Origin of the sequence: Labrenzia sp. 5N (assembly GCF_012395805.1) — a bacterium.
GTDB classification, from domain to species: Bacteria; Pseudomonadota; Alphaproteobacteria; order Rhizobiales; family Stappiaceae; genus Roseibium; species Roseibium algicola.
Genome location: NZ_JAAZTM010000020.1, coordinates 897,833 through 924,793, shown reverse-complemented (window position 1 = coordinate 924,793; position 26,961 = coordinate 897,833). Strand labels below are relative to the sequence as shown.

Here is a 26,961-nt window from a genome sequence, read left to right as displayed (position 1 = left end):
AATTGGTTTCACTTCCGACAGGAATTTTTCGGTCGAAATACCGCAATTCAACTCAGACGAGCGAGCAGTTGCGGCACCTTGCCGATGTGGTCCAATCGGTAAAACCGGTCATGGCCACTTGGCTCGTCCGCCTCTTCCAGTGCCCAGGTCAGGTCATAGGGCACGTGAGCACCGTATGCTCCTGCGTCCAGCGCCGGCAGGATGTCCGATTTCAGCGAATTGCCGATCATAAGCGCTTCACCCGGGCCACTGCCGTGACGTGAAAACAGTGAGCGGTATGTCTCGTCGGTCTTTTCTGAAACAATCTCGATTGCGTCGAAATAGACATCGAGGCCGGAGGCCGTCACCTTGCGTTCCTGGTCGAACAGGTCCCCCTTGGTGATCAGGACCAGCTTGAAAGACGCCTTCACCTTTTTCAGCGTTTCTTCAACGTAAGGGAGAGGCTCGACGGGATGGGACATCATCTCTCGCCCGGCTTCCAGGATTTCGGCGATGACATCGGCGGGCACCTGCCTGTCGGTGACTTCGATCGCTGTCTCGATCATGGAAAGGGTAAAGCCCTTAACGCCGTAGCCGTAATGCAGGACATTGCGTTTTTCCGCGGCCAGCAGCCGCTCGGCCAGGTGATCCTTGTCGGTGTAGTCGCCGAGCAATGAGGCGAACCGTTCTTCCGTCAGCCTGAACACCCGTTCGTTGTGCCAGAGCGTATCGTCTGCATCGAAGCCGAGTGTTGTGATCTTGGCCATCAGGAAGCCTCCTCGAATTCGGCGGAAAGCTCCAGCCATTCCTCTTCGGTATTGATCAGCTTCTTCTCGCAGAAGGCCCGTTCCTTGGCGAATTTCGCAGCCCGTTCCGGTTCCCTCGTGAAGAATTCCGGATCGGCAAGGGCTTCGTCCAGCTTGATGATCTTTTCCTGCAGGCGCTTCATTTCCTTTTCAGCGGCATCGATCTTCTGTCTGAGCGGCTTCAGAAGTTCGCGTTTTACGGCAGCATCGCGGCGTTTTTCTTGCGCATTTGCCTTGTCGGCTTCCGCAGCGGCCTTGTCACGGGCTTTCTGAACCGCCTCGGGACCTTGCAGGATCAGTCGGCGATAGTCTTCCATGTCGCCGTCATAGGGTTCCACCTTGCCGTCTGCCACCAACCATAGCCGGTCGGCGCAAGCCTCGACGAGATGCCTGTCGTGGCTGATCAGCACGACGGCTCCCTGAAAGTCGTTCAGCGCCATCACGAGCGCTTCCCGGCTGTCGATGTCGAGGTGGTTGGTCGGTTCATCGAGGATCAGCAGATGCGGACCGTCAAATGTCGCCAGCCCCAGGAGCAGGCGGGCTTTTTCACCACCAGACAGATCTTTCGCGGGCGTGTCCATCCGGTCGGTCGGAAGACCCATGCGTGCGACACGAGCCCGAACCCTTGCCTCCGGAGCATCGAGCATGAGGGTACGCACATGCGCAACGGCGCTTTCAGCAGGCTTGAGCTCGTCAAGCTGGTGCTGCGCGAAGAAGGCGATTTTCAGCTTCGACGCCTTGGTGATCTCACCATCCATGGCGCCCAGGCGTCCGGAAATCAGCTTGGCGAATGTCGACTTGCCGTTGCCGTTGGCGCCCAGCAACGCAATCCGGTCGTCGGTGTCGATATTCAGCGTCAGCCGCGACAGGATCTTGGTATCGCCATAGCCGGTCGCCACACCTTCGAGTTTCAGGATGGGCGGCGCCAGCTGGCTGTCCGGATCGGGGAAATGGATCGGCTTGCTGCTCTCATCCGTGAGGGCGGCAATCGGCTGCATCTTTTCAAGCATTTTCAGGCGTGACTGCGCCTGCCGGGCCTTGCTGGCCTTGTAGCGGAACCGGTCGACAAACGCTTGCATGTGCTTGCGCTGGGCGTCCTGCTTTTCCTTTGCCTTTTCGGCAAGGATCATCGCTTCGCGACGTTGCCTGTCGAAACTGTCATAGCCACCGGAGTAGTAGGTCATCTTGCCCCGGTCGAGATGGACGATGCTGTCGACAGCCTTGTTCAGAAGGTCTCTGTCGTGGGAGATCAGAAGCACCTGATGCGGGTAGCGGGCAACATAGTTTTCCAGCCACATCGTGCCTTCAAGATCGAGATAGTTCGTCGGCTCGTCGAGCAGAAGAAGGTCGGGTTCGGAAAAAAGAACCGCAGCCAGGGCAACGCGCATGCGCCATCCGCCCGAAAACGACGAACACGGCCTTTGCTGCGCGGCGGCATCAAAGCCAAGGCCGGACAGGATCGAGCCTGCCCTGGCTTCAGCCGTGTGGGCGCCGATGTCGGCGAGCCGTGTGTGGATTTCGGCAATCCGGGCAGGGTCTGTCTGTGTTTCGGCTTCTGCCAGCAGCTGGCTGCGTTCCTTGTCCGCGGCCAGCACCACTTCCATCAGGGTTTCTTCCGTCCCCGGCGCTTCCTGTGCGACCTGACCGATGCGCGCACGCTTCGGGATCTGCACAGAGCCTGTCTCGGTGGAAAGATCACCGGTGATGATCTTGAAAAGTGTTGATTTGCCCGCACCGTTTCGACCGACAAGACCTGTCTTGGCCTTGCCGGGAAGCGTAACGCTGGCTCTGTCGATCAGGAGGCGGTCTCCGATCCGATATGTAAGGTCCGTAATCTGCAACATGAAGCGGATGTTTGGCGGAGCGCCCCTGCGGATGCAAGCGGAAACCGGAGCAAAACCTCGTTCGGGCAGCAGGCTGTGGCATTGCTGCACTTTTGAGCCCGCCGCGCCCTGTCTCAATGTTCCAGGAAGGCAAGAATTTCCGCGAGGATACGTTGATGTTGCTCTTCGCGTTCCTTGTTGCCTTTGATGCATACGATTTCGTCGCCCGGCTCATATTCTTCCAGGATGGCAAACCCTTCCGGCTTGCACACACCCATGAAGTCGAAATGCCCGGCATCAGACATTTCCACATAGTGGACCTTGTCGGCCGGCAGGGCAGCGGCCAGCGCTCGCGACTCGATCTCCTGGTTCAGCATGTCGGCACGCTGCGAACCCAGAACGAGAACCGGGATGTCGATGGCGCTCAGGCTGTCGCGGGAAAGGACCGGAGTTCCACCAAGATCCAGACTGATGACCTTGGTCAGCCGCGGGTCCTTTCTAGATTTTGCCATCTCGCTCCGGTCGGCCTCCGTTTTCGCGATAGACCAACCGGTCAGCACTTGGCAGGCAACCGGCAGTTTCTCACCCGAACACTCACGCTCATACCGGTCAGGTTCGAATTCAGCGCCAGCTAAAAGCAGGACTGTGAAGCCGCCGAGGGAATGGCCGGCCGCATAGATCCGTTCCGGGTCGATCCTGTCCTTGTAAGGGCTGTCCTCGATCAGGAAGCTGATAAGGCGAGACAGATCGACGGGCCTCTCCCAGAGCTTGCGGGTTTGGTCGGGATCGCGCAGGAAAGAGCTGGTGCCCGGATGATTGACCATGGCAACGAAATAGCCGCGCCGGGCAAGTTCGGAGCCGAGCCAGGCCTGGTTGAACGTGTTGCCGTACATACCGTGCGATACGACAACGAGCGGAAATATGCCTTCGGCGGCTTTGCCGTCAGGATCGGCCAGCGCCATTTGCCAGACTTTGCTCGTGTCTGCCCGGGGTAGAATGTCTGGCGTTGCGGTTGGATACCAGATGTCACCTTCAAGGGGCCGGTCTTTGCGCGCATCTTCGACGGTGATCTTGGTGACACCCGGCCCGTAGCGAAGTGTGTCCTCGGCAAGCGCACTTGACGCGAGCCCTAAGACACCGGCAAGTGACGCAGCAAACCAGCACAGCCGGATGGGCCAAAAGAGGCGGTTGGATGACGGATACATGGAACCTCCAGGGGTGTTAGCAAGAAGTCCCTGAGATGCGCTTCGCCAGACCTGTTGACAATTGCCTCGGAGGCGATGTCCTGTCCTCAAACGTGATAAAGGACAGGACCTGCAAGGTGTTTTGTCACCACAGCCGAGCGCTTTGGACCAACGATGATCAGCATTCCGGTGTCTTTCCTGCTTGCCGCACTGTTCGCAGGGCTCGCCCTGGCAACCCTGGCCTGGCGGTCTCTGCCTGGACAGGCTCGCGGAATGTTCGCCGGCGTGTTTTGCCTGATGGCGGTCGAGGCGTCCCTGGTCGGAATGCGTTTTGCCTATGGGCATTTCGAGTTTCTTGCGGTTCAACGGGTTCTGCCCGTGTGGATAGCGCCGCTCATTTATCTGGCCTTCATTTCCCTCACGGTACCCGCCGAAAGAGCCCGGCGACTGATTGCTTGGAACCTTGGGGCGGCAGCCATTTTGACGGTAGCGTTGAATTTGCCGGTGCCGGTGACCGGGTATGTCGATGGGGTGATCGGGATGAGCTATGCGGTCTATTCGCTGGCTCTCGCACGAATCTGGATCAACGGGCAGGACGTCTTTGCCGAGGCGCCGACCAACATGGGCGGTCTGCTGCACAAGCTGCTTCTCTTCTCCATATTGGTCATGGTGGCCACGCTCCTGATCGATGCTCTCGTCGCGTATCTGTTTGCGCAAGAAAAACAGGGCGCAGCAGCTCTGGCTATTTCCGGGGCAAGCCTGTTTTTCCTGGTGATCGCAGTGGGAGCCGCCATTGGATTTCTAGGCACTCGGTTCGGGCGATCCCGGAATACTGGGAAGGAGTTTGCTGCAAGCGAAGCGCGACAGGCAGAACTGGTTGAAGCTGCTAGAACGGTTCTGATCGACCAGGAGTTCTTCCGGGATCCATCGCTCACACTTACGCGGCTGGCCCGGCGGGTCGGGGTTCCTGATCGGGATCTATCCAGAGCCGTCAACGCAGTTGAAGGCGTCAATGTCAGCCAGTTCGTCAATCTGGTCCGCCTCACGGAAGCGGAACGACTGCTGGTTACGACGGATGAGCCTGTCGGCCGGATACAGGAGCGGGCCGGATTTTTGACCCGTTCGAACTTCTACAGGGAATTCCAGAAGGCATATGGCGAAGCGCCAGGCGCTTATCGCAAGAATGCTCAGTCCTCGCTCTGAGCTTTTTCATCTTCTTCCGGAACACTCAGATAGATCTCGGCCAGGCCGGCGAGAAGTTCATGGCAGAGGATCACTTCCCGCGTCTCCGGATCCCAGAATGCATTTTCCTCGCCACAGGCGGTCGAGCGGAAGGTGACTGTCTTCGGCAGCTCGTAGAAAGTGTCGAATTCCTTGGCGACCATCTCCACCAGTCCGCTTTCCTTCAGGAAAACGGCCATGGCTTCCAGGTCTCTTGTTGCCGGATCGTGGACGACCTTGATCTTGCCCCCAGGCGTATCGCTGTCCCTCAGATAAGGATCGGTCACGATTTCCCACGAAGCCGAGGCCTGTTCATAGTCGAAGGCGCAACTTTCGATCCGCTCCTCCGACAACTCCAGGTCTCTGGCAAGATCCAGAAAGGCGTCTTCGTCGGCCCCTACCATCAGGCACAGCATCTTGTAGCCGCGTTGCTGGTCCAGATCGTGCTCATCGTAGAAAACCAGGTCGTCGTAGTCTTCCTCGGCAATCAGGAACCAACCGATCATCGCCTGTGTGAGATAAAGATCCATGTCGTCGGTGTCCGCGCCGAGCATGGAAACGGTGGCCAGATTGTCGACGGCATCTTCTTCCTGGGCCAGAACTGGAAGTTCCAGTTCCGAGACAAGCATATGTCCGCTTTCGTGGTAGAGCGTGAACAGCGTGTTGCCCGCAACGAAAACGAAGAGCTCTTCCAGCTGTTCGGGTGAAAGGGCGGCAAGTTGCCCTGCCAAAGTGGGGAAAGTTTGCGGGCTTTCGGTCCCATGTGTATTGGCCGCCGCCGAGGGTGCGGCAAGGCTGAGCCAGAGCGATGCGACGGCCGCATAAAGCAGCGTCGGCAGGATGGCGAAGAGTTCGACCATGGTGTCATTCCCGAAGAGGAGCGCCGCAAACCGTCCGCTCGACCTTTGCATTTGCGCGCAGACTAGGCAGCCGTTCGTATGTTGGCCAGCACCATATTGAGCCACAAACCGGTTACCGACATCAAAATGTCATGACCCGGCCCCCTTGCGGGCGTGACGGCACCCCGTTATTAAGGCCGCGAAATTTTTAAAAATCCGGAACCGGCACTCCGCCGGCCCGCTGCTGAAACGAGAAAGATGAAACCATGGCGATTGAACGCACGTTTTCCATGATCAAGCCGGACGCCACCAAGCGCAACCTGACCGGTGCCATCACCGCCAAGCTTGAAGAAGCCGGCCTGCGCGTCGTTGCTTCCAAGCGCGTTTGGATGTCCCTGCGCGAAGCTGAAGCTTTCTATGCGGTTCACAAGGAACGTCCGTTCTTCGGCGAACTGACTGAATTCATGTCCTCTGGCCCGACCGTCGTTCAGGTTCTGGAAGGCGAAAATGCCATTGCCAAGAACCGTGAAGTCATGGGTGCAACCAACCCGGCTGACGCTGCAGAAGGCACGATCCGCAAGTCCTATGCCCTGTCCATCGGCGAAAACTCCGTACACGGTTCCGATGCAGCTGAAACCGCTGCTGAAGAAATCGCGTTCTGGTTCTCCGGTGTTGAACTCGTCGGCTAACCTGCGGGCAATGAGTTGACTGAAAAGCCGGTCCCGTCGGGGCCGGCTTTTTCTGTTTGTGCAACCTCTCAGCCGTTACATCGCGTTACACTTTGATGCGATTGTCTGACAGCGTTCTGCTTCCAAAGGCCTCATACTCAATTCGTGGGCGAAGAGATCGGGAGAGAGCGATGCGCATATCCATAGCGCTGGCCGGAGTGCTGATTGCAGCACCGGTTGCCGCGCATGACAGCATGGCGCCACTGGAAGGTGAACAGGCCATCGAGAAGACGCATGTTATGGAGGAAATCTGGAACCTCTTGCTGCCGAAGGCCGAAGCGTCGGCAGACATTTCAGTCGACAGCAACTATCGCCATATTCATGCCGACGGATATCCGGTGAAACCACCCGGACAATTTCCCAACCGCGGGAACCCGCATTCCATTTCGAAAAAGAACTACAATCTGAAGGTCCCTTTGGTGCCGCACAAGAACTCCAGTGCAACCAGGGCGCAGGGGGCGGTTTTTGGCATTGCGGTAAACGGTGTGGTCATGGACCCTGGCACGGCGGAGTTCTGGCAAAACGACCGTCGCTCGGGATGGAACTACGAGGCGCTGGGCGGTGCTTGCAAGCTGGGTCTTGACCGGTACAACGCCCATGTCCAACCGGATGGCACCTACCATTATCATGGCATTCCGACCGGCGTCATGACCTCCAAGGATGGCAGGTCAGTGCCCGCCTTGTTGGGATTTGCCGCGGATGGCTTTCCCATCTACGGCCCTTACGGCTATTCCGACCCCAAGCGGAACTCGGGGCTCAAGAAGCTGAACAGCAGCTACAGGGTGAAGAAAGGCAATCGGCCGGGCGGGCCGGGCGGACGCTACAACGGCAAGTTCACACAGGATTGGGCCTATGTTGCCAGCGCCGGCGATCTTGACCAATGCAACGGGCGTTTTGCGGTAACGCCGGAATATCCGAACGGCACGTATCACTATGTGCTGACAGATGCATTTCCTTTCATTCCACGCTGTTGGATGGGCACCCCAGACAGCAGCTTCATGCGCTTGAAACGAGCTGGCATGAGAGGCGAGATCCAGAACGAGAGCGATCGCGATCTTCCCACGGTCGATTTTGCGGCGTTGTCGGACAACAGCGAGGCTGCCGTCATGCTTGTTCAGGCGCAGGGCGGACACCCGCCACGTTTTCTGCATGGAGGTCGCCCACCGCCCCCGGGCCTTGGATCTGGCCATGGGCCAGGCTTTGGCTCGCGCAACGGAGGTCCTCCACCCGGCGCAAGGCCGGAAGCCGGGCGTGGGGGGAGATCTCCCTGCAGCGGCAGATGAACGGAAAAAGTGCGTGACATCCACGCACTTTTTTTGGAAATGAAACATTCAAAAATTCGAAACTTGGAAAGAAAGGAAATCACATGAAATCGATCACGCTCGGAGCCGCCCTCATTCTGGCAACCGTGGGCTCATGTTTTGCCGCAGAAGGGCCTGGGGCGCATTTCATCGAAAACTGGGATCTGAATGGTGACGGTGCAGTGACCGCTGAAGAAGCGCGGGAACGGCGCGGCAATGTCTTTGCCAGTTTCGACGCCAACGACGATGGTTTTCTGGATGCAGAGGAATATGTTCTCTTCGATGAGGCAAGAGCCCAGGATCAGGCAGAGAATGAGCCCAAGGGAATGGGGAAAGGTGCAAGAAACCCGGCAAACGGCATGCGCCTTGAAGTCAATGATATCGACGGCGACGGCAAGGTTTCTGAAGTCGAGTTTCTCGACAACGCAGCCTCCTGGATCAAAATGATCGACCGCAACGGCGACGGGGTCGTAACAGTTGCGGATTTCGGTCCACGCGGGTGAAACGAACTACCCGGATAATGGGTAAAAGCGGCCATCCGACTTGACAGGTGGCTGCGCTGGGGGAACCTTGCCGGGCTCATGTTCGAGGAATTCAGTAAGGCATCATGACCCAGCAGCCGCCCAAGAGCACTTTTTCCGCCTGTCCGCACGATTGTCCGTCGACCTGCGCGCTGGAGGTGCATTTTTATCCGCATGGCGACGTACGCCGGCTGAATGGTGCCAAGGACAATGCCTATACCGCAGGCGTTATCTGCGCCAAGGTCGCGCGCTATCCCGAACGGCTTTACCACCCGGACCGGCTATTGAAGCCGCTGCGGCGCACCGGCAAGAAAGGTGAAGGCCGTTTTGAGGAAATCTCCTGGGATGCAGCGCTGGATCTGATCGCTGAAAAGTTCCTGGCTGCGGAAGCCGAATTCGGAGCCGAAAGCGTCTGGCCCTATCACTATGCCGGTACGATGGGGATGGTGCAGCGGGACAGTATCCACCGGCTGCGTCATACCAAGGGCTACTCGCGTCAGTTCGACAGTTTCTGCACCAACATGGCCTGGACAGGCTATGTTGCCGGCACCGGCAAGTTGGCAGGGCCTGATCCGCGTGAAATGGCGGTTTCCGACCAGATAGTCATCTGGGGCACAAATCCGGTCGCGACCCAGGTCAACGTGATGACCCATGCCATTGCCGCCCGCAAGAAACGCGGCGCGCGCATTATCGTTGTTGACGTCTATGAGACCGAGACGATGAAGCAGGCGGACATCGGCATCATCCTGAAACCCGGCACGGATGCCGCGCTTGCCTGCGCTGTCATGCATGTGCTTTTCCGCGACGGCCATGCCGACCGGGATTACCTGGAAACCTACACGGATAGTCCAGCCGAGCTGGAAGCGCATCTGAAAACGAAGACACCGGAGTGGGCTGCCTCGATCACGGGGTTGGACGTCTCAAGAATCGAGGAGCTGGCGCAGCTGATCGGTTCGGTCAAGAAGACCTATTTCCGGCTCGGCTACGGCTTCACCCGGTCCCGCAATGGTGCAGTCGGCATGCATGCTGCCAGTTCCATTGCCGCTGTCACCGGCTGCTGGAAGGAAGAGGGTGGCGGCGCCTTCCACAACAACGGTGCAATCTATCAGCTCAACAAGGAAATGATCGAAGCCGGCTCGCTGAAGGATCCGGCTGTGCGTGCCCTCGACCAGAGCCTGGTCGGCCGTATTCTCACGGGCGACGAAGCGGCGTTGCTTGGTGGTCCGCCGGTGAAAGCGATGCTGATTCAGAATACCAACCCGGTTTCCGTGGCACCGGAGCAGGACCTGATAAAGCAGGGGTTCGCGCGTGAGGACCTCTTCACCGTCGTCCATGAGCATTTCCTGACAGAGACAGCGCAGATGGCAGACATCGTGCTGCCGGCAACCCAGTTTCTGGAACATGACGACCTTTATAAAGGCGGCGGACATCAGTATCTGATGCTGGGTCCAAAAGCTGTTGAGCCGCCGGAAGGTCCTAGGGAAAATATATTTGTTATCAACGAGATCGCCAGGCGCGTTGACTCAAAACCTCACCCCGGATTCGATATGAGCGCACGCGACCATATCGACTGGCTGTTGCGCAATTCCAACTATGGAACGCTCGCAGACCTGGAAGCTGGAAAGTGGATTGATCTGCAGCCTGATTTCGAAACGGCGCATTATCTCAACGGTTTCGGTCACGCAGACGGCAAGTTCCACTTCAAGGCTGACTGGGGGCGTTCCTCTGCTCCCAACAAGCCGGAAGATGGCACAATTTTCGGTCCCTGGCAGACGATGCCGGAGTTGCCGGATCAATGGGACAGCATCGAACTTGCAGACGAGCAGCATCCGTTCCGCTTGGTGACATCGCCAGCTCGCTCTTTCCTGAATTCCACGTTCAACGAGACCGACAGCTCGAAGAAGAAGGAAGGCCGACCGGAGGTCTGGATGCGTCCGGAAGAGGCAGAGCGTTTCGGCATCGAAGACGGTGCCAAGGTGAAGATGGGCAACCGGCGCGGTGTCGTGACTTTGCATGCGCGATATGTTGCGACCGTCGCGCCCGGAACCGTGATTTCGGAAGGGATCTGGCCGAACGATGCTTTCGAGGACGGCCGCGGCATCAACACGCTTACCGGGGCCGACCCAGTGGCGCCCTATGGTGGCGCGGCGTTTCACGACACGGCCGTGTGGGTGAGGGCCGTCTGACGCTGACTGCCGGTTTGTTAGGTAATTGCGGCCCATCCTTCGAGATGAGAGCGAACTCGCTCCTCAGGATGAGGCGGACGTGCATTCAGACGCAGGCAGAGCAACACACTCATCCTCATTCTGAGGAGGTGCGAAGCACCGTCTCGAAGGATGGGCCACTTGCTCCATAGCCTCTCAATTTCAGAAAAGAAAAGGCGGTGCATCGCCCGTCCGATGTCACCGCCTGCCTCGGCAAAGTCTGGTCATGGGCCCGGCTTGGGGCTTCCGAACGTCAGACCTGGCTTTCCGAGGATTGGGAAACCGGTGTTGCCAGCTTGCCTTCTTCCGCCTTGTAGAAATACTGGCTTGAGACCAGCCAGCCCTTGAGCGGTCGAAGCATAGGAATGCAGGTCACCAGGATCAGCGGCAGGGTCGTCACCAAATGCACCCAGTAAGGGGCTGTAAAGGCGATTTCGAGCCAGATCGCAAAGGCGACTGCGGGAATGCAGCCGAAGCAGATCACGAAAAACGCGGGCCCGTCCGCAGGGTCGGCAAAGCTGTAATCAAGTCCGCAGTGGTCGCATTTCGGCTTCAGCTTCAGGAAGCCGTCGAAGATGGAACCTTCGCCGCAACGCGGGCAGCGGCCCTTGATGCCGGTGCGGATCGGCGGAATTTGCGGCCAGCTTTGTGGAGTGGTCATGGAACACCTTTTCCTGCGAGAGGTCTTCCGGTTCGAGCCGGAGACGTTAATCCAGTCAATATTTGAATGAATGGATATGTTTGCAGTCAAAGATAAAGCAAATTGCTTGCATGGCAAGCCAATCGCCTGCGGCAGATTGGCAGAGGGATGTGTGCAGTCTTTTTTTGTTCAGAAGTAGGTGGAGGTCTTGTCCGGCGTTGACGCCAATGCCTCGGAAATGACCCTGAACGCGCTATCGATTTGCGCTCGATCATGTGGCCCGCCCAGACAGAGCCGCACGGATTCATCCGCCTTTCCGGCGATTGTGAAGGCGTCGCTTTCCACAACGCCGACAGCCTGGTTCCTCATCTGGCTGACAAAGGCCGGACGAGACCAGCCTTCCGGCAAGGCAAGCCAGATATGAAATCCGTCAGGGTCGGCTTCAAATTTCTGGCTTTTCAGATAGCGGGCGGCCAGCTCCTGCCGGGCCGCGCTTTCGCTTCGGATGTGCCGAAGCAGGGCTCTGGCAGTGCCATCTTCGATCCAGCGCGTGGCCAGGGCTGTCGTGAGCGGGGAAATCATGACGCTGGACGTGCGCTGTGAACGAGCGAACTGCCATGCAGCGCTCCGGTCCGGGGCAAGGACGTGGGCGAGCCGGAGACCGGCTCCAACGCTTTTCGAAAGAGAGCCGATGTACCAGGTGATATCCGGAGCAAGAGCGGCTATCGACGGGACCTGCTTGCGGCTGAGCTGGCCGTAGGGATCATCCTCCAGGATCGGCACGCCGTGGCGCTGCGCGACGGCGGCAAGGTCGCGGCGCCGCTGCTCGGAGAGGGTGCGAGTGGTTGGGTTGTGCAGAGTAGGATTGAGATAGAGTACCTTCAGGCGACCGTCGAGACAGGCTTTGCGAAAGGCCTCCGGATCAATGCCTTCTTCGTCGCTCGGCAAGCCGAAAAGCTCCAGTCTGAGTTGTCCGCAGATGGAGCGGATCCCGGGATAGGTGACTGCTTCGCATGCGATCCGGTCACCCGGCTCACAAAGCGTTGCAAGAATGCCGGCAAGGGCTGCCTGAGCGCCGGGAGCAAACAGTATATCTTCCGGGTCGGGTTTGAGGCCAACCCCGGCAAGCCAGCGTGCTGCAGCCTGGCGGTCCGGGTCCTTTTCAGAAATTGTCTGGTATCGAAGCAGCGGAATGAGGTCGGCCGAAACCGCCGCGAGCCCCTCTTTCATACGGGCAATCAGGCCAGCGTCACTGACTTCCGGCGGCAGGTTCATGGAAAAGTCCGGAGGTGACAGCCGCTTGGCATCACGTGTTGCAACGCCGCCGCCCAGCACGCTGTCGGGGCCGGTGACGAATGTGCCGCTGCCAACCATGGAGGAGATAGCGCCACGCCTGCGGGCTTCGGTGTAACCGCGTGCAACGGTGGTGAAGTCAAGCCCGAGCCGGGCTGCCAACTGGCGCTGCGCAGGAAGCCGGTCTCCAGGCGAAAGGCGTCCGGTGCGGATATCTTCTTCAATGGCGTCCGCGATCGCGGCATAGCGCGGAGCACTGCTGGCGGAAAGGTCCGGACACCATTCGGTCATGAAGAATTGCTTTCAAATTGACTGGATATTGACTGTATACAGAGGTCGTGCCGGAATGTCACCAATCATTCGCTTCAGGGTGGGGCACCCAGGGGAGCTTGCGAACAATAGACGGCTGGCGAACAGCGCGCGTGCTGAACGGTCTTTGTTTCCAGGAAGATGTGGTCGTGACGAACGTGTGGCTGCGAGCTGGCAGCAGGGCCTTCCCGATGTCAGCTGGTTTTATCCTCGGTCCAAAACCTCAACGGCCAGCACTGTCGGCAAATGGCGGGCAATCTCCTGCCAGGTTTCACCTTCATCCAGGCTGGCGAAAACCGAGCCTGAGTTTGTGCCGAAGTAGAGCCCGGCGGGGTCTCGTGTGTCGCCGCCCATCGCCTGACGCAGAACCGTGAAGAAGCAGGCTTCCTGCGGAAGGCCCTCGCGCTTGTCCCGCCAGGTTCGGCCACCGTCATCGGACTTCCAGACGGCTGCCGCCGCACCGGGGGGAAACCGGCCTTCGGTGTCTCCGTTAAGCGGGAGCGTCCAGATGGTGTCAGGATCTCGCGGATGAACGCGGATCGGGAAGCCGAAGGTGGAGGGCAGGCCGTCGGTAATGTTGTCCCAGTTGAGCCCGCCGTCTGCGGATCGCCAGACGCCGTGGTGGTTCTGCTGATAAAGCAGGTCATTGTCGCCAGGTGCACGCATCATGTTGTGAACGCAATGGCCGGTCTCGCCGTCGCGCGGGGAGGCAGGGTGATCATGTCCCTCACAGGCGGCCGCGTTGGACAGCCGGTTGCGTCGCTCCCACGTCATGCCGCCATCTTCGCTGGCGAAAACGCCTGCGGCAGAAATGCCTATCCAGAGCTTTTTCGGATTGTCCGGGTCGGAAACGATCGTGTGCAGCACAAGGCCGGCCGCACCCGGGTTCCAGCTGTCTGCGGACGGATGATTGGCAAGCCCCTCCAGATGCGCGAAGCTCTTGCCGCCATCCCGGCTGGCGAGAAATCTTGCAGGCTTGGTGCCGGCGTAGAGCGTGCCGTGTGCATACCCGAGCGACCAGATTTGCGAGAAGTCGTCCGCAAAAGGCAGGTTCTGAGGTGTCCAATTCAGAAACTTGGCCGTCTCGGGGTCATTGGCTGCCCAGTCGTCGAGCGTCCCTTTGGTCAGTCGGGTGACCTCCCATGTCTCGCCGCCGTCGACAGAACGCCAGACGCCCGCGCCGGACCATTCGCCGCCGCCGCCGGCCCAGATCGTGCCGCTTTCCGGATCGCCGATCACGTGATTGATCGGCCAGCCATCGCAGAAAGGTCCCTTTACCTTCCAGCCTCCACGGTCACTTCCACCGTTCAGCAGAAACGCTCCCTTGGTGGTTCCGACAAGCACCGTTACACCCGAAGTCATGGTTTGCCTCCTCCAGAAACCGGTGGAGCTTAACACGAGTTTTGTTGGTTGCAGATGGGCTTCGTTGCTCCTTTACGGCGTGGTGTGGCCTAAAGGAAAAGAGACGTCTAACTGGTTCTGTTGGTCTCGAGGAACTGGATCTTCTCGCGGTACCAGTGAAACGGTAGACAGTGGGAGCCTGCCGGTAGCAAACTGCCGGCACATGCAAGCAAGCCATGCCCTTTCCGGAGATGATCATGCCTGAAAACCTTAGCCATTGGACCGCACGTCCCCGGCCGGAGCACAAGCCGATTGAGGGCCGTTACGTTGTTCTGGAGCCGCTTGACCCGGTGCATCATACGTCCGGGCTATTCGAAGCTTCCGATGTGCCGGACGGCGATCAGAAATTCCGCTGGCTTCCTGAGTGTCCGCCTGAGACGGAGACTGAATTCCGCGGGTGGGTGGAAAAGGCTGCAGCCAGCAAGGATCCGCTGTTTTTTGCAATCGTGGACAAGGAAACCGGTAAAGTTGCCGGGCGGCAGACGCTTATGCGGATCGACGAGGCCAACGGCGTCATCGAAATTGGAAATATCTATTGGGGGCCGCTGATCTCGCGCAGACGCGGGGCGACCGAAGCCCTCTATCTGTTCATGAAATATGTGTTCGATGATCTCGGTTATCGGCGCTTCGAATGGAAGTGCAACAACGACAACATACCGTCCAGACAGGCCGCCTTGCGTTTCGGTTTCAGCGAGGAGGGCGTCTTCCGGCAGCATCTTGTCGTCAAGGGTCTCAATCGCGATACGGCGTGGTTCTCCATGATCGACAAGGAATGGCCGGCGCTGAAAAAGGGCTATGAAGCCTGGTTGGCCGCGGAGAATTTCGAGCCATCCGGAGAGCAGAAGCGCAAACTTGGCGCGTGTCTTGCGGATGCTGCAAAGAGCGGTCAATCATGAGCGATCGGCGCCAGCCGGATTCGCCAGACGAGACCTATCGATGAACTCCAGACATATCGGCATCTTGCAGCCCGGGCATGCCCCCGACGAACTGGCACAGGAATTGGGCGACTACGACGCATGCTTCCGGCAGTTGCTGGCCGGTCGCGGGTTTTCCTTCACGACCTATGATGTCGAGGCAGGCCAGTTCCCCGATGGGCCGGAAGCAGCGGATTCCTGGTTGATAACCGGATCCCGCCACGGAGCTTACGAAGACCACGACTGGATTCCGCAGCTTGAGGAACTTATCCGCGCTATCCACCAGAGCGAGCGCCCTCTGATCGGTGTTTGCTTCGGTCACCAGATCATTGCTCAGGCCCTTGGTGGTAAAGTGGAGAGGTCGCCCAGGGGATTTACCGCCGGACCGGAAACCTATCGCGGTTTCGGTCACGAAAAACTGGTGCTCAATGCCTGGCATCAGGACCAGGTCACAATGGCGCCCAAGGGGCTTGAAGTTGTTGCAAGCAGTTCAGGTTGCCCGATTGCCGGGCTTCATCTGCCTGGTCAGATCCTGACATGCCAACCGCATCCGGAAATAGATCCGGACTATCTTGCGGGCATTGTGAAGCTGCGCGGATATGTTTTGAACGACACGCAGCGCGCTGATCTGCCGAAACGGATCGAGACCATGCCTCTTGATGCGAGCAAGGCGGCAGATCTCTTTGCAATGTTCCTGTCGGGCGAAGAACTCGGGATGCTGTTGCCCGGTAACGCCGAAGCCTGATCTGCAGAGCCAACCATGCCCGTTCAATCGCAATGCTCGAATTTGCGAAGGTAGAATTTTATTTGGATCTAAACGCTAATTTGAACTTCTCGCGCTTGCAGGTGTTTAAGGGCGTGGCGGATCGTTGACTGCGACAAGGACCCGTAGGTGCCCTATGACCGCACCTTCATGGCCTATGCCAATGTTATCATGAAGTCTGGCTTCGTCGGTACGGCACTTACCGTTGCGCCTTACACCACGTTTGCTCAACCAGAAGGCCCCTCAAGCTTCAATACGTTTTAGGAACTGACCTTGAGCGACTGGGAGCAGGCTGTCGGGCTGACATGTCCCGGTTTCGTCGGCGTACAGAAAATCCTACGCTTTGCTCTCTCACGAAAAAGGCAATCGACTGGCTCCTGTCGATTGCCTTTGTTTTTTCCGGGCCGACCGCTGGAACGTCAGTGGCTCTTCGCGGCTGACTTGCCTCTGACGAGCCGCCAGACCGGCAGGATCACCTTGCTGGTGACCGGGATCAGCAGCATGCCGAGTGCGAGGCCGAACAGACCGTCCAGGCTTGCCGTTACCACCCATGTGAGGAAGCCTTGAGCGACCTGTACCGAATGAGCCACGTTGTGGGCAATGTCGTGGATGATGCCGTAGATCTGCCCGAAGCCCAGAACGTCCATACCATGCAGCACGATGGAGCCACCGACCCAAAGCATGGCGGCGGTACCAACTGTCATCAGCAGTTTCATGAAGCCGGGCATGGCTTTCACAATGCCGTGGCCGATGGCGCGGGTCAGCGACAGGCGGCCTCTGCGCGTCAGCATCAGGCCAAAGTCGTCCGCCTTTACCAGCAAGGCAACGGAGCCATAAACGAGAACGGTGATGCCGATTGCGACCACTGCAAGCGTGGCGGCTTCCATCCAGATGGTGCTTTCAGGAATCTCGGCGAGGGCGATCGTCATGATTTCCGCCGACAGGATGAAGTCGGTCTTGATGGCGCCGGAAACCTTCTGTTCTTCCAGATGCAACGGGTCGGCAACGAAGCCTTCCGGCTCGTCGGCGTCATGATGATGTGGCTTGAAGATGTGATAGATCTTTTCCGCCCCCTCAAAACACAGGTAGGCGCCACCCAGCATCAGCAACGGTGTAATGATACCTGGTAAAAACTCATTGAGTAGAAGGCCGGCAGGGAGCAGGAAGATCAGCTTGTTCTTGATTGATCCCTTCGCGATCCGCCAGACGATCGGAATTTCGCGTGCAGGGGAAAATCCGGCGACATATTTCGGAGTGACGGCTGCGTCGTCGATCACGGCTCCGGCCGCTTTCGCACCCGCCTTGGCCGCCTGGCCGATCACGTCATCCGCGGAGGCCGCGGCAATCTTGGCGATTGCGGCAACGTCATCCAGTAGGGCAAGCAATCCGCTCATGGCAGCTCCAGGTCTGTGTCCGTCCGGGGCAAGGATATAGCGTGTTGCCGGGTGAGGGGCCAGTAAAGAGACCCCATATTCCTGAAACAGATTGCACCGGAACGAATTGGCCTGATGTTGGTTAGGCCAGGGCTGCCAGTGTCGTGCTTTCCTGCGGAAATGACGTGAAGGCCTCCGCAGACTTGCGGCGTTGCTTCGGCATCGGGTTTGGAACGGCAGACAACAGGCGCCGCGTGTACGGGTGCTGCGGGTTTTTCAGAATCTGTTCGGTTGGACCGGTTTCGACAATCTCGCCCTTGTACATTACCGCAATGCGGTGACTGACCCGCTCCACCACGCCGATATCGTGTGAGATGAAAAGGAACGACAGACCTTCCGTGTGTTGCAGTTCCAGCATCAGATCAGTGATCTGCCGGGCAATGGAAACATCCAGCGCGGAAACCGCTTCGTCCGCAATGATGAGTTTCGGTTCCACCGACAAGGCACGCGCAATGCACAGACGCTGACGTTGTCCACCGGAGAACTGGTGCACGAAGCGATTGATGGCATCGCGCTCCAGTCCAACCCTTTCAACCAGATCCGCTGCGAGTTCCTTCTGGTCCTTGCGCGAGACAAGGCCGTGGATCCGTGCCGGCTCCGTGATCAGCTCATGTACCGGAAGCCGCGGATTGAGGCTCGCATAAGGGTCCTGAAACACCATCTGCATGTCCTTCCGCGTTTCGCGGAGCGCCTGCCGGGAGGAGCTGTTCAGAACATTGCCGTCAAGCCGGACAGATCCGCTTTCAGGTTCGATCAGGTGCAGAATGGACCGCGCCAGGGTCGACTTGCCGCAACCGGATTCGCCTACCAGACCAAGTGTCTCACCACGCGCAACCTTCAGCGAAACGCGGTTCACGGCCAGAACGCCGCCGGATTTCCTTGAAAACAGGCCGGATTTGCCGGGAAATCGTGTGGACAGTTGCTCAACATCCAGCACTGTCTCGGTCCCTGCCTGCTGCGTGCTGGTTCCGGAACCCGGTTTCGGCGTTGCCGCCATCAGCGCCTTTGTGTAGGCAGCCTTTGGCCTTTCGAAGAGATCGTGAACGCTGGCTTCTTCCATCTTTTCGCCGTTGCGAAGCACGACGACCCGGTCGGCAATCTCGGCAACAACGCCCATGTCGTGGGTGATGAACAGAACGCCCATGCCGATTTCGGCCTGAAGGTTCCGGATCAGTGTCAGGATCTCCGCTTGGGTGGTGACATCCAGAGCCGTTGTCGGTTCATCGCAGATCAGCAGTTTGGGCCTGCAGGCGAGCGCCATTGCAATCATCACCCGTTGACGCAGGCCGCCGGAAAGTTCGTGCGGATATTGCTGCAGCCGCCGCGCCGGATCCGGAATGCGTACCTGATCGAGGGCTTCTTCCGCGGCTTGCATGGCCTTGCGCCTGTCGAACTTCCGGTGGCGGATGAAGACCTCGCCAACCTGGTCGCCGATTTTCAGAACCGGGTTGAGTGAGGTCATCGGCTCCTGAAAAACCATGGAAATGGCATTGCCGCGCAGAGCTGTCAGCTGTGCATCCGACAGGCTTCGCAAGTCATGGGAGCGATCACCATCGTTCAGGCGGATGCTGCCCCCGCCAATCGTTCCACCTTCTCGTTCGATCAGCCGCAGGATGGAAAGTGCCGTGGCTGATTTGCCGGAACCGGACTCTCCGACCAGCGCAAGTGTCTCGCGCGCATGAATTGCAAAGGAAATTCCCTTCACGGCTTCATGAGCACCGAAAGAAATCCTGAGGTCCTGAACGTCCAGTACCGGCTTGGTCATTTGAGGTCTCCGCGGCGTCTTGCGGCAAATTCCGGATGCTGGTTGAAATCCGGTAGCGGGGGTGTCCAGCGGTCGGCATGAGGCTTGAACGAATGGGCAATCGGGTCGAGGCCCTGCACCTGCCAGGAGACGGTTTCGCCAAGCTCAAGCAAACCGAAGGCACCGGCAGGTTGGCCCTTCGTGGTGAAGCTTTCGGTGAGCGACTGCTGTGTCAGATGGGTAATGCCGTCCACCGTGGTGACTGTGTTCCAGTGAACGTGGCCGGACAGACAGACCACCGGCTGCCGGGACTGCGCCAGTGCCGCGCGGGCACGTTCTGCCATCGGGTAGGTCGAAGCTGACGGATTGCGTTCGAAGTAGTAGTTACCGATCTGGCCATGACCGGAAACGGGAACGTGACTGAGCACCAGAAGAGGCTTGTCGGTGTTCTGTGCAACGCGTGACAGCCACAAGAGATCGGCCTCATGCAGAATGAACCCGGAATGCTCCGGCGTCCGATGGATCTTGCTGTCTGCGCGCCACAGAGCAATTCTCCAGTCACCTGCATCAAAGGTCGCGTTGGCGAGGGACTGACCGAGGATTTCCTCGTTGTCCGAAACATCCAGGTGATCGCGGTCGTGATTGCCGTTGATGTGGTGGACCGGAGCATTGACGGCCTTGAAGGCGTCGGCGACTTCGCGTTCCAGCTGAAGGTCCGTGTCGCGGTCCATATCGGAAATCCGATCGCCCAGATCGACGACGAAATCGGGGGCGGCATCGTTAACGAAACGGGCAAACTCGGCCATCAGGTCGAGGGCAGTGTCACCGCGCTTGGTCGCGGAAGGTTTGCCGTGGTGGATGTCGGCGACAACAGCAATGCGTACGGACACGTTGAATTTCCTGAATTGATCATAGGGTAGGGAAAGCGCCGCCGGTTTACCGGCGGCGCCTTTTTTGGCTTAGTTGAACGAAATGGAGCCGGCGCGGAAGTCGAGCACGTAGGGAATGTGACCCGGCTTGGGAGCCCAGTTGACGTTGGTCTTCATCGCCCAGCTTTCATAGGGGCGATACAGCGGCAGCACCGGCGGATCCTGCTTGATGCGCTCCATCAGCTCCGCATAGGCCGCGCGACGCAACTCGACATCACCGTTAAAGCGGAACTGCTCCCAGCTCTTGGCGTAGTCTTCGTCCGTGTTGAAACGGCCTTCGGATTCAGACGGACCATTCGGAGCCCACATGACGCCGAAGCTGCCGAACGGGTCGGCGAAATACATCGGGTTGGACCAGTTGCGGGTCATCATGTCCGGTGAGTTGCCGCTCCATTTGTCCTGGACGTTGACCTTGCCCTTGATACCGACTTCCGCCCACATCTCCATGATGGCCTGGGCCGCCAGAAGGCCGTTGGTGTAGTAACCCGGCGCGGTGTCGTAGGTGATTTCGAAGCCGTCGTAACCTGCTTCCTTGAGCAGTTCCCTGGCTTTCTCCGGATTGTATTCGAAGGTGGTCAGCTCCGGCTGGTACAGTTCGCCGAATTCCGCAAGCGTGTGCGTGGACGGAACCACGGCCTTGCCACCCCACAGGGCTTCGTTCAGCGTGTCACGGTCGATGGCGAGCGACAGGGCCTGACGGATGCGGGCATCCTTCAGTTTCGGATGGTTCACATTCATGATCATGACGTGGAAGAGGGCAGTGGCGCTGCCGGCGGCCTTCATGTCCGGATCGTTCTCGATCAGCTGAAGCTGGTCAGGTGCGATGTTGGTGACGATGTCGGCTTCACCGGTTTTCAGGGCCGTGATGCGTGAAGCAGTCTCTGGCATATGCCGGACAGTGACCTTGTCGAGCGGTGCCTTTTCGCCCCAGAAGTCGTCAAAACGTTCCCAGACCACTGTTTCGCCCGGCACGAATTCGGCAACCTTGTATGGGCCTGTGCCGACCGGCTTCAGGGAAAAGGCTTCAAAGTCATCATGCTCAAGCTTGTCCGGGTCGCCTGCAAGGCTCTTGGTGTAAGCTTCCGGAATGATCATGACCTGCTGCAGGTTCAGCAATGTTTCCCAAAGCGGCTCCGGGCGCTTTGCATGGATGCGCACGGTGAGATCGTCGACCTTCTCGGCCTTCTCGAAGTTTTCAAGACGGTCCCGGGCACGCACCTGATAGGGTGGGAAGTCGGCCTGATACATCCGGTTCAGCGAGAACACGACGTCGTCGGCGGTCATGTCGGCGCCATTGTGGAACTTCACGCCTTCGCGCAGTTTCAGTTCCATGATCGTCGGTTCGACAAGTTTCCACTCAGTCGCAAGGCCCGGCTGCCATTCAGTGTCGGTGGTGTCGTGGTTCTTGGCGATCAGCGTATCGAAGGCGTTGTAGTAGAACTGTGAGCCGACATTCGAGTGATCGCGGCCCGGATCGAGGTAGCTGGACACGTTGGCTGCACCAACGGTGAGTTCTGTTGCGAAGGCACTTGTCGCCATGAGCGAAGCAAGAGCGGTGGTTGCCAGTAGTTTGGTCATATCGAGCCTCCAAGGCTGCTAGGGTGAAGCGTTGGCCGTTCCGGCTTCTGTGGTTGGGTTCGGTCAGCGGGACCTGAGACGGACATCCGCCTTGTCGCGCAGCCAGTCGCCAAGGATCTGGACTGCGAATGTGAGGAGCAGGATCACCATCGCGGGGGCGAGAACGATCCAGGGGGCCGTCGGCAGATAGTCGCGGCCGATGCCGACCATCGATCCGAGCGTTGCGGTTGGCGGTTGAACGCCGAGACCGAGGAAAGACAGGGTCGATTCCAGGATGACGATGTTGGAAAAGTTCAGTGTGAACTGGACGACGATCGGCGAGACGACATTGGGCAGGATGTGCCTCACCGCAATCCGGAGCGGCGTAGCACCTGCTGCTCGTGCCGCTTCGACAAAGGGCATCTGGATCAGCTTCTTCACTTCACCACGCACGATCCGCGTGTATTGCTCCCAGCCGTAGACACCGAGCACGAGGATCATCACGTCCAGGGATGAGCCCATGACTGCCAGAATGAGAAGGGCAATCAGGGTGAAGGGAATGGCGATCTGCGCGTCGACCAGGCCCATGATGATTTCTTCGAAAACACCGCCGATGATGCCGGCCATCAGACCCAATGTACCGCCGATCAGAAGACCTATGACGGCTCCCGCAAGGGCGAGTGCGAAGGTCTGCCGCAGGCCGTAGATGCAGCGGGAGAAGATGTCCCGGCCGAGTTCGTCGGTGCCGAAATAGAAGCCGTCCTTGTAGCGTTCGAACCCGATTGGCGGACGCAGCCGGGAAATAAGGCTTTGGGCATTCGGGTCGAAGGGGGCTACCCAGGGGGCGGCGAGTGCCGTCACGATCAGGATCAGGCCGATGAGAAGCGCGATCCGGACAATCCAGTTCGCATCCGACCAGATCGGCAGACGGTATGTTCTTGTGCCGGTATTACGCGGCGAAGACAGGTTGTGCGTTGCGTCGGTCATGCGCTTATCCCTTGGCAAGGCGGATGCGCGGATCCGCGAAGGCGTAGGCGATGTCGACCACTGCGTTGATCACGATGACCGCGACAGCGACGGACAGGACACCGAACTGGAGGACGGGGTAGTCACGCAGGATGGCGGACCGGACGAGGAGATCGCCGATACCGGGCCATGCGAAGATCGATTCCACGACAACGCTTCCCGCCGCCGCGAGGCTGGCGATCTGTAGTCCGACCACGGAAAGCAGCGTGATCGACGCGTTGCGCAGTCCGTGCTTCAGGATGACGACCCACTCCGGCAGGCCCTTGGCACGGGCTGTGCGCATGTAGTCCTGGCTGAGCACGTCCAGCATGGCGTTGCGGGTGAAGCGGGTGATCGCAGCAACCAGCGTGCCGGAAATGGCAAGCGTCGGCATGATGAAATGCAGCGCCGTTCCATCGCCAATGACGGGCAGCCAGTTGAGCGTGTAGGCAAAGATCAGCACCAGCAGGATGCCGATGATGAAGGACGGCACGGCATATCCGAGGAAGGCTACCACCATCACCACGCTGCCGATAATGCTGGTGCGGTAGATGGCGGCCAGAATGCCAAGCGGTATGGAAACTATCAGCGTGAAGCACACCGCGCTGAGCAGCAGTTTCAAGGATGGCCAGGCACGTTCGAGAACGATTTCAGAAACCGGTCGCCTTTCCAGGAAGGACAGTCCGAACTCGCCCGAAAACACCGAGCTGAGATAGCGCCAGTATTGGGTGCCGATGGATGAATCCAGACCGTAGTAAGCGATCAGGAGGGCCCGGTCTTCCTTGGTGATGCCTTCGCCGAGAACGAAGTCGACCGGATTTCCGGAAAGCCTGGTGGCGAAGAAGACCAGCGTCACGATGAGGAACAGGGTTATCGCCATCCGCAAAAGGGTTCGCAGAACGTAGGTCAGCATGCGCTCGCCTCCACTGACGACGGGTGAGCGGACGATATAGTCTCTTTCACAGGAGCACCGTTCACGATCGGCGAGGGCGTTGCGACGAGGTGAATGAAATCGAGACCGGCAAGGGTTGCCGCCGCACCGTCGGTCGCGGCGTTGTCGCCCACAAAGACAGCCTCGCTCGCCGGAACGCCCGCAGCTTCAAGTGCCGCGCCGATGAGGAACGGCTGAGGTTTGCCGATAACCCTTGGTGCGATCTCCGGACAGCACGCCTTGAAAGCTGCAAGCAGGGAGCCGGTTTCCGGCACCGGGCGACCGTCCGCATTCGGGTGGGAAAGATCCGGATTGGTCACGACCAGCTCTGCGCCTTGCTCCAGCAGTCGCAACGCCTTTTCCAGTCCGGTCAGGGTGAACTTTGTATCGCGGGCAAGCAGGACGACGTCTGTCCGGTCGTTTGCGCGCTCAAGGCCGAGTTCCGCTGCAAGAGCGTGAAGCGGCTGTTCGGCAATTACGTGGATGCGCGCGCCCGGACGTTCCGCTGCGATCGTGCGAACAGCCAGCTCACCTGCAAGAAAGATGCTTTCCTGCGGCAACGACAGGCCGATTGCGTTCAGTTTTGCCGATAGCGTGACGCATGTGTCGGCCGAGTTGTTTGAAACGATCGATAGTCTTTTGCCGGCAGCCCGGACAAAATCTTCCGCGCCCGGCAATGCTCGTCCGGCGGCTATCAGGCAGCCGTCCAGATCGCACAGGATTGCGGCATAACCGTCAATCTCCGCGGCGCCAAGCCATTGAATTGTTGTTGTTTTGCGAGCCCGCATTGCGAAGTCCATATCTGTCCGGTTGCCTTTCGGTACCACCGATCGGCATTGAGGATCCGCCGGTACGGCAGGCGGATTGTTCTGGTCAGGAAGGGCCGTGTTCCGTTGGCGTGGCCCGCTGAAGTCGCAATCAAATTGTCGTCACTCTGTGACGCTGCCGTAACAGAGCGAACCTATGGTTTGAGGTGATCAAACCTTTGGCTTTGCTAATCGGAGAAAACCTGGAATGACCCTTTCCCTGTCGCGCATTCGGGCCGTCAACGCGGTCGCGTCCGGAGGCTCATATGCTGCAGCGGCACGGGCGCTGAAGATTTCGCAGCCGGCCGTCGCGCGTCATGTCAAAGACCTTGAAGCGGAATTCGGCGTACGCCTGTTCGACCGGAAAAACGGTGTCTTGTCGCCAACACCGCTGTGCAACGAGCTATGTGACGTCGCCGAGCGCATGGCAGAAGCCGAACGCGCTGCAACACGGCTGTTGACCCGTCACAACACCTTGCTGAACGGTCGTTTGAAAATCGGGTTGGGAAATTCGATGCCGGGCATGGCATTGATCGCGCAGTTTCTCAAGCGGCACCCGGGCATCGAAATCGCGGTGGAAACAGGTTCGCATGAGCGGATCACGCGGGCAGTGCTGACCCGCGAAGTCGACATAGGTGTGCTGCCGGATGTGCCTGCGGATGGCCGCTTCCGGCGCGCCTTGCTTGCAAGGCAGAATGTCGTTGCCATCGTCCATCCCGACAGCCCGCTGTCCCGGGAGGCGGCCGTGACCTGCGAACGGCTGATGGCCGAACCCCTGATTTTCCGGACAAGGGGATCTTCCACCCAACGGGTGGTCGACAGGGCCTTTCGTTCCGCCGGGTTCGAGCCGTCGCCGCTGTTGACCCTGGACACACGTGACGCGGTCTATGAAGCAGTGGTCAATGGCCTTGGGGTCGGTTTCATGTGGCGGTTCGGAACCGGGCGAACCGATGTCGTTCACCGGGTTCCGGTCTCGGACATGCAGCGCCAATACGAGGAAGTGGTTTTCTCGCTCGGCGACGAGCGCAGTATGCTGTTCGACGTCTTCTTTTCGGCCGTGGAAAGTTTCCGCACGGAGGCGGACGTCATTCTGGACCACTAGCAGGCGAGGGGACGCCTAGGCGGTGATCGCCTCTGCAAGACGCACAGCGGACGCTACACCGTCGATGACGGGTACCTTGAATTGTGCCGTCAGGTCGGCGGCCAGATCCGCCATGCCCGCGCAACCGAGTGCGATTGCGCCGATGCCGTCCAGTCTGAGAGCGGCCTGGATTTCCGCTTCGATCTTGTGGCGGGCATCGCTCTCGGGGTTTTCCAGTTCCAGAACCGGCACGTCCGATGCACGCACCCTGACACATCGGGCGGCAAGGCCGGTGCGCTGCAGGTTCTCTTCCAGCACCGGTACGGAGACGGACAAGGTGGTAACCACCGAAAACCGTTCGGCCGCCACGGAGGCAACATGGTAGGCCGCCTCGCCGATGCCAACCACCGGGACGCGGGATTTCGCCTTCAGTTCCCAAAGGCCGGTATCGTCGAAGCATGCGATGATGACCGCGCTTATGCTTGGGTCGGTTTTCAGCGAGCGTTCGAAGAGATCGAACAGGCCGGGCAGGGCAGCCTCGCCATCCGCTGGTCCCTGAATGGCTGCCGGTCCCTCCAGTGGATTGATGGCCGTAATCCGGCTGAAGGGACCGGCTGCGGCGCGAGCAGCCGCCGCGATCTTCTGCGTCATTGAAGCCGTGGAATTCGGATTGATGACGAGGATGTGTATGTCGCGCATGTAAGGCCCTAGACCATGCCCTTTCCGGCATCCGAGCCGTGCCGTGACCTGCGTTTGTTCAGGATGACGACAATGGCCAGGAACAGGCCGATGATGCCGAAGGAGAAGGCGGTTGTCAGAGTGCCGAGCGCAAAGATCACCGGCGTCGTGACGTTTGTTGTCATGCCGTAGATTTCCAGCGGCAGCGTGTTGTAGCTGCCGGCCGTCAGAAGCGTGCGGGCAAACTCGTCATAGGACAGGGTGAAACCGAACAGAGCGACCCCGATCAGCATCGGCGCGATTATCGGCAGCACGACATGACGGACAGTCTGCCAGGCGCTTGCGCCCTGATCGCGTGCGGCTTCCTCGTAGGATTTGTCGAAACGGTTGAAAACCGCGAACATGATCAATAGGCCGAAGGGCAAGGTCCAAGTCAGCTGCGCGCCGAAGCCCGAGGTCGACCAATGCACGGCAAGGCCGGACTGGGAGAAGATCAGGCCGACGCCGAGCGAAACCAGGATCGACGGGATCACCAGCGAGGTGATGATCAGATAGAAGATCGCACCGGATCCGGGAAACCGCTTACGGAAGGCAAGACCGCCCATGACGGAGACAACGACCGTTGTCACCATGACCATGAGGCCAAGCACGAGCGAGCGCGAGAAACTGCCCCAGATATCCCCGACGGCCTGTTGTTCGAACAGGTCGTGGAACCAGTGCAGCGAGACGCCGCGCATCGGGAAGGTCAGCCCGCCCTGCGGTCCCTGAAAACTCAGGATCGCGATGGTGACTGTCGGGCCATAGAGGAAAACCAGGAAAAGGCCAAAGAACGCGGCTAGCGCATAGAAGGAGCGGGAACGTTTTTCCATGA

The 26,961-nt window shown here is 59.1% G+C and carries 25 protein-coding genes; 9 read left to right on the top strand and 16 right to left on the bottom strand.

Annotated elements, in window-relative coordinates:
- Nucleotides 1-47: 47 nt before the first annotated feature.
- The 3 genes from HEP89_RS24660 to HEP89_RS24650 all read right to left on the bottom strand — a co-directional run bounded on the left by HEP89_RS24660 (nt 48) and on the right by HEP89_RS24650 (nt 3,813).
- A complete protein-coding gene (locus tag HEP89_RS24660; RefSeq protein WP_168693277.1) occupies nt 48-746 on the bottom strand; it encodes an HAD family hydrolase in 699 nt (232 codons plus the stop codon).
- Complete coding sequence (locus HEP89_RS24655) at nt 746-2,629, bottom strand: ABC-F family ATP-binding cassette domain-containing protein (protein WP_168693276.1); 1,884 nt, start codon at nt 2,627-2,629, stop codon at nt 746-748. The genes HEP89_RS24660 and HEP89_RS24655 overlap by 1 nt, the downstream gene beginning before the upstream one ends.
- Before the next feature lie 113 nt (nt 2,630-2,742).
- Nucleotides 2,743-3,813 carry an alpha/beta fold hydrolase gene (locus tag HEP89_RS24650; RefSeq protein ID WP_168693275.1) on the bottom strand — a complete coding sequence of 357 codons (1,071 nt, stop codon included), beginning with the start codon at nt 3,811-3,813 and terminating at the stop codon, nt 2,743-2,745.
- Between the two features lie 153 nt (nt 3,814-3,966).
- Here HEP89_RS24650 and HEP89_RS24645 point away from each other — a divergent pair, with 153 nt between their 5' ends.
- Nucleotides 3,967-4,995 carry an AraC family transcriptional regulator gene (locus tag HEP89_RS24645; protein WP_168693274.1) on the top strand — a complete coding sequence of 343 codons (1,029 nt, stop codon included), beginning with the start codon at nt 3,967-3,969 and terminating at the stop codon, nt 4,993-4,995.
- Here the strand turns inward: HEP89_RS24645 and HEP89_RS24640 are convergent.
- On the bottom strand, nt 4,980-5,873 hold the full coding sequence (locus tag HEP89_RS24640) for a DUF4344 domain-containing metallopeptidase (protein ID WP_168693273.1): 894 nt from the start codon (nt 5,871-5,873) through the stop codon (nt 4,980-4,982). The two genes, HEP89_RS24645 and HEP89_RS24640, sit on opposite strands and share 16 nt — an antisense overlap.
- Nucleotides 5,874-6,118: 245 nt before the next feature.
- Here HEP89_RS24640 and ndk point away from each other — a divergent pair, with 245 nt between their 5' ends.
- From ndk to HEP89_RS24620, 4 genes are all read left to right on the top strand, one after another.
- Nucleotides 6,119-6,541 (top strand): nucleoside-diphosphate kinase, encoded by a 423-nt coding sequence (ndk, locus tag HEP89_RS24635; protein ID WP_031270733.1) that lies wholly within the window; start codon nt 6,119-6,121, stop codon nt 6,539-6,541.
- A gap of 170 nt (nt 6,542-6,711) precedes the next feature.
- Complete coding sequence (locus HEP89_RS24630; protein ID WP_168693272.1) at nt 6,712-7,863, top strand: YHYH protein; 1,152 nt, start codon at nt 6,712-6,714, stop codon at nt 7,861-7,863.
- 83 nt (nt 7,864-7,946) lie between these two features.
- The gene (locus HEP89_RS24625; protein ID WP_168693271.1) at nt 7,947-8,384 is read left to right on the top strand and encodes an EF-hand domain-containing protein; all 438 of its coding nucleotides are present in this window, start codon (nt 7,947-7,949) and stop codon (nt 8,382-8,384) included.
- A 104-nt stretch (nt 8,385-8,488) separates the two neighbouring features.
- Nucleotides 8,489-10,588, top strand: coding sequence for a molybdopterin oxidoreductase family protein (locus tag HEP89_RS24620; protein WP_168693270.1), 2,100 nt, complete (start codon nt 8,489-8,491; stop codon nt 10,586-10,588).
- 271 nt (nt 10,589-10,859) lie between these two features.
- On the opposite strand, the gene HEP89_RS24615 is transcribed toward HEP89_RS24620, so the two are convergent.
- The 3 genes from HEP89_RS24615 to HEP89_RS24605 all read right to left on the bottom strand — a co-directional run bounded on the left by HEP89_RS24615 (nt 10,860) and on the right by HEP89_RS24605 (nt 14,210).
- The gene (locus tag HEP89_RS24615; protein ID WP_023003992.1) at nt 10,860-11,267 is read right to left on the bottom strand and encodes a DUF983 domain-containing protein; all 408 of its coding nucleotides are present in this window, start codon (nt 11,265-11,267) and stop codon (nt 10,860-10,862) included.
- Nucleotides 11,268-11,435: 168 nt separating this feature from the next.
- The gene (locus tag HEP89_RS24610; RefSeq protein ID WP_168693269.1) at nt 11,436-12,830 is read right to left on the bottom strand and encodes a PLP-dependent aminotransferase family protein; all 1,395 of its coding nucleotides are present in this window, start codon (nt 12,828-12,830) and stop codon (nt 11,436-11,438) included.
- Nucleotides 12,831-13,052: 222 nt separating this feature from the next.
- Complete coding sequence (locus HEP89_RS24605) at nt 13,053-14,210, bottom strand: exo-alpha-sialidase (protein WP_168693268.1); 1,158 nt, start codon at nt 14,208-14,210, stop codon at nt 13,053-13,055.
- A gap of 236 nt (nt 14,211-14,446) precedes the next feature.
- Between HEP89_RS24605 and HEP89_RS24600 the strand changes: the two genes are divergently transcribed.
- From HEP89_RS24600 to HEP89_RS29995, 3 genes are all read left to right on the top strand, one after another.
- Complete coding sequence (locus HEP89_RS24600; RefSeq protein WP_077293089.1) at nt 14,447-15,145, top strand: GNAT family protein; 699 nt, start codon at nt 14,447-14,449, stop codon at nt 15,143-15,145.
- 40 nt (nt 15,146-15,185) lie between these two features.
- Complete coding sequence (locus HEP89_RS24595) at nt 15,186-15,908, top strand: type 1 glutamine amidotransferase (RefSeq protein ID WP_077290096.1); 723 nt, start codon at nt 15,186-15,188, stop codon at nt 15,906-15,908.
- Between the two features lie 147 nt (nt 15,909-16,055).
- A complete protein-coding gene (locus HEP89_RS29995) occupies nt 16,056-16,190 on the top strand; it encodes a histidine decarboxylase, pyruvoyl type (RefSeq protein WP_197923289.1) in 135 nt (44 codons plus the stop codon).
- A 155-nt stretch (nt 16,191-16,345) separates the two neighbouring features.
- On the opposite strand, the gene HEP89_RS24585 is transcribed toward HEP89_RS29995, so the two are convergent.
- The 7 genes from HEP89_RS24585 to HEP89_RS24555 all read right to left on the bottom strand — a co-directional run bounded on the left by HEP89_RS24585 (nt 16,346) and on the right by HEP89_RS24555 (nt 24,313).
- Nucleotides 16,346-17,320 (bottom strand): DUF808 domain-containing protein, encoded by a 975-nt coding sequence (locus HEP89_RS24585; protein ID WP_075281569.1) that lies wholly within the window; start codon nt 17,318-17,320, stop codon nt 16,346-16,348.
- A gap of 121 nt (nt 17,321-17,441) precedes the next feature.
- On the bottom strand, nt 17,442-19,124 hold the full coding sequence (locus HEP89_RS24580) for an ABC transporter ATP-binding protein (RefSeq protein WP_168693267.1): 1,683 nt from the start codon (nt 19,122-19,124) through the stop codon (nt 17,442-17,444).
- Nucleotides 19,121-19,993 (bottom strand): metallophosphoesterase, encoded by an 873-nt coding sequence (locus tag HEP89_RS24575; RefSeq protein ID WP_168693266.1) that lies wholly within the window; start codon nt 19,991-19,993, stop codon nt 19,121-19,123. Before HEP89_RS24575 ends, HEP89_RS24580 begins: the two co-directional genes overlap by 4 nt.
- Nucleotides 19,994-20,062: 69 nt before the next feature.
- Nucleotides 20,063-21,610 carry an ABC transporter substrate-binding protein gene (locus tag HEP89_RS24570; protein WP_055653678.1) on the bottom strand — a complete coding sequence of 516 codons (1,548 nt, stop codon included), beginning with the start codon at nt 21,608-21,610 and terminating at the stop codon, nt 20,063-20,065.
- Nucleotides 21,611-21,673: 63 nt separating this feature from the next.
- Nucleotides 21,674-22,576, bottom strand: coding sequence for an ABC transporter permease (locus HEP89_RS24565; protein ID WP_168693265.1), 903 nt, complete (start codon nt 22,574-22,576; stop codon nt 21,674-21,676).
- Between the two features lie 4 nt (nt 22,577-22,580).
- On the bottom strand, nt 22,581-23,507 hold the full coding sequence (locus tag HEP89_RS24560) for an ABC transporter permease (RefSeq protein ID WP_168693264.1): 927 nt from the start codon (nt 23,505-23,507) through the stop codon (nt 22,581-22,583).
- Entirely contained in the window at nt 23,501-24,313 is an 813-nt protein-coding gene (locus tag HEP89_RS24555) for an HAD family hydrolase (protein ID WP_168693263.1), read from the bottom strand. The genes HEP89_RS24560 and HEP89_RS24555 overlap by 7 nt, the downstream gene beginning before the upstream one ends.
- 226 nt (nt 24,314-24,539) lie before the next feature.
- On the opposite strand from HEP89_RS24555, the gene HEP89_RS24550 reads away from it, so the two are divergent.
- The gene (locus HEP89_RS24550) at nt 24,540-25,433 is read left to right on the top strand and encodes a LysR family transcriptional regulator (RefSeq protein WP_055653685.1); all 894 of its coding nucleotides are present in this window, start codon (nt 24,540-24,542) and stop codon (nt 25,431-25,433) included.
- A gap of 15 nt (nt 25,434-25,448) precedes the next feature.
- Here the strand turns inward: HEP89_RS24550 and HEP89_RS24545 are convergent, their stop codons facing one another.
- Together HEP89_RS24545 and HEP89_RS24540 are read right to left on the bottom strand one after the other, a co-directional pair.
- Nucleotides 25,449-26,111, bottom strand: a complete 663-nt coding sequence (locus HEP89_RS24545) for an aspartate/glutamate racemase family protein (protein ID WP_023004005.1) — start codon at nt 26,109-26,111, stop codon at nt 25,449-25,451.
- 8 nt (nt 26,112-26,119) lie between these two features.
- On the bottom strand, nt 26,120-26,959 hold the full coding sequence (locus tag HEP89_RS24540; RefSeq protein ID WP_055653687.1) for an ABC transporter permease: 840 nt from the start codon (nt 26,957-26,959) through the stop codon (nt 26,120-26,122).
- Nucleotides 26,960-26,961 lie beyond the last annotated feature (2 nt).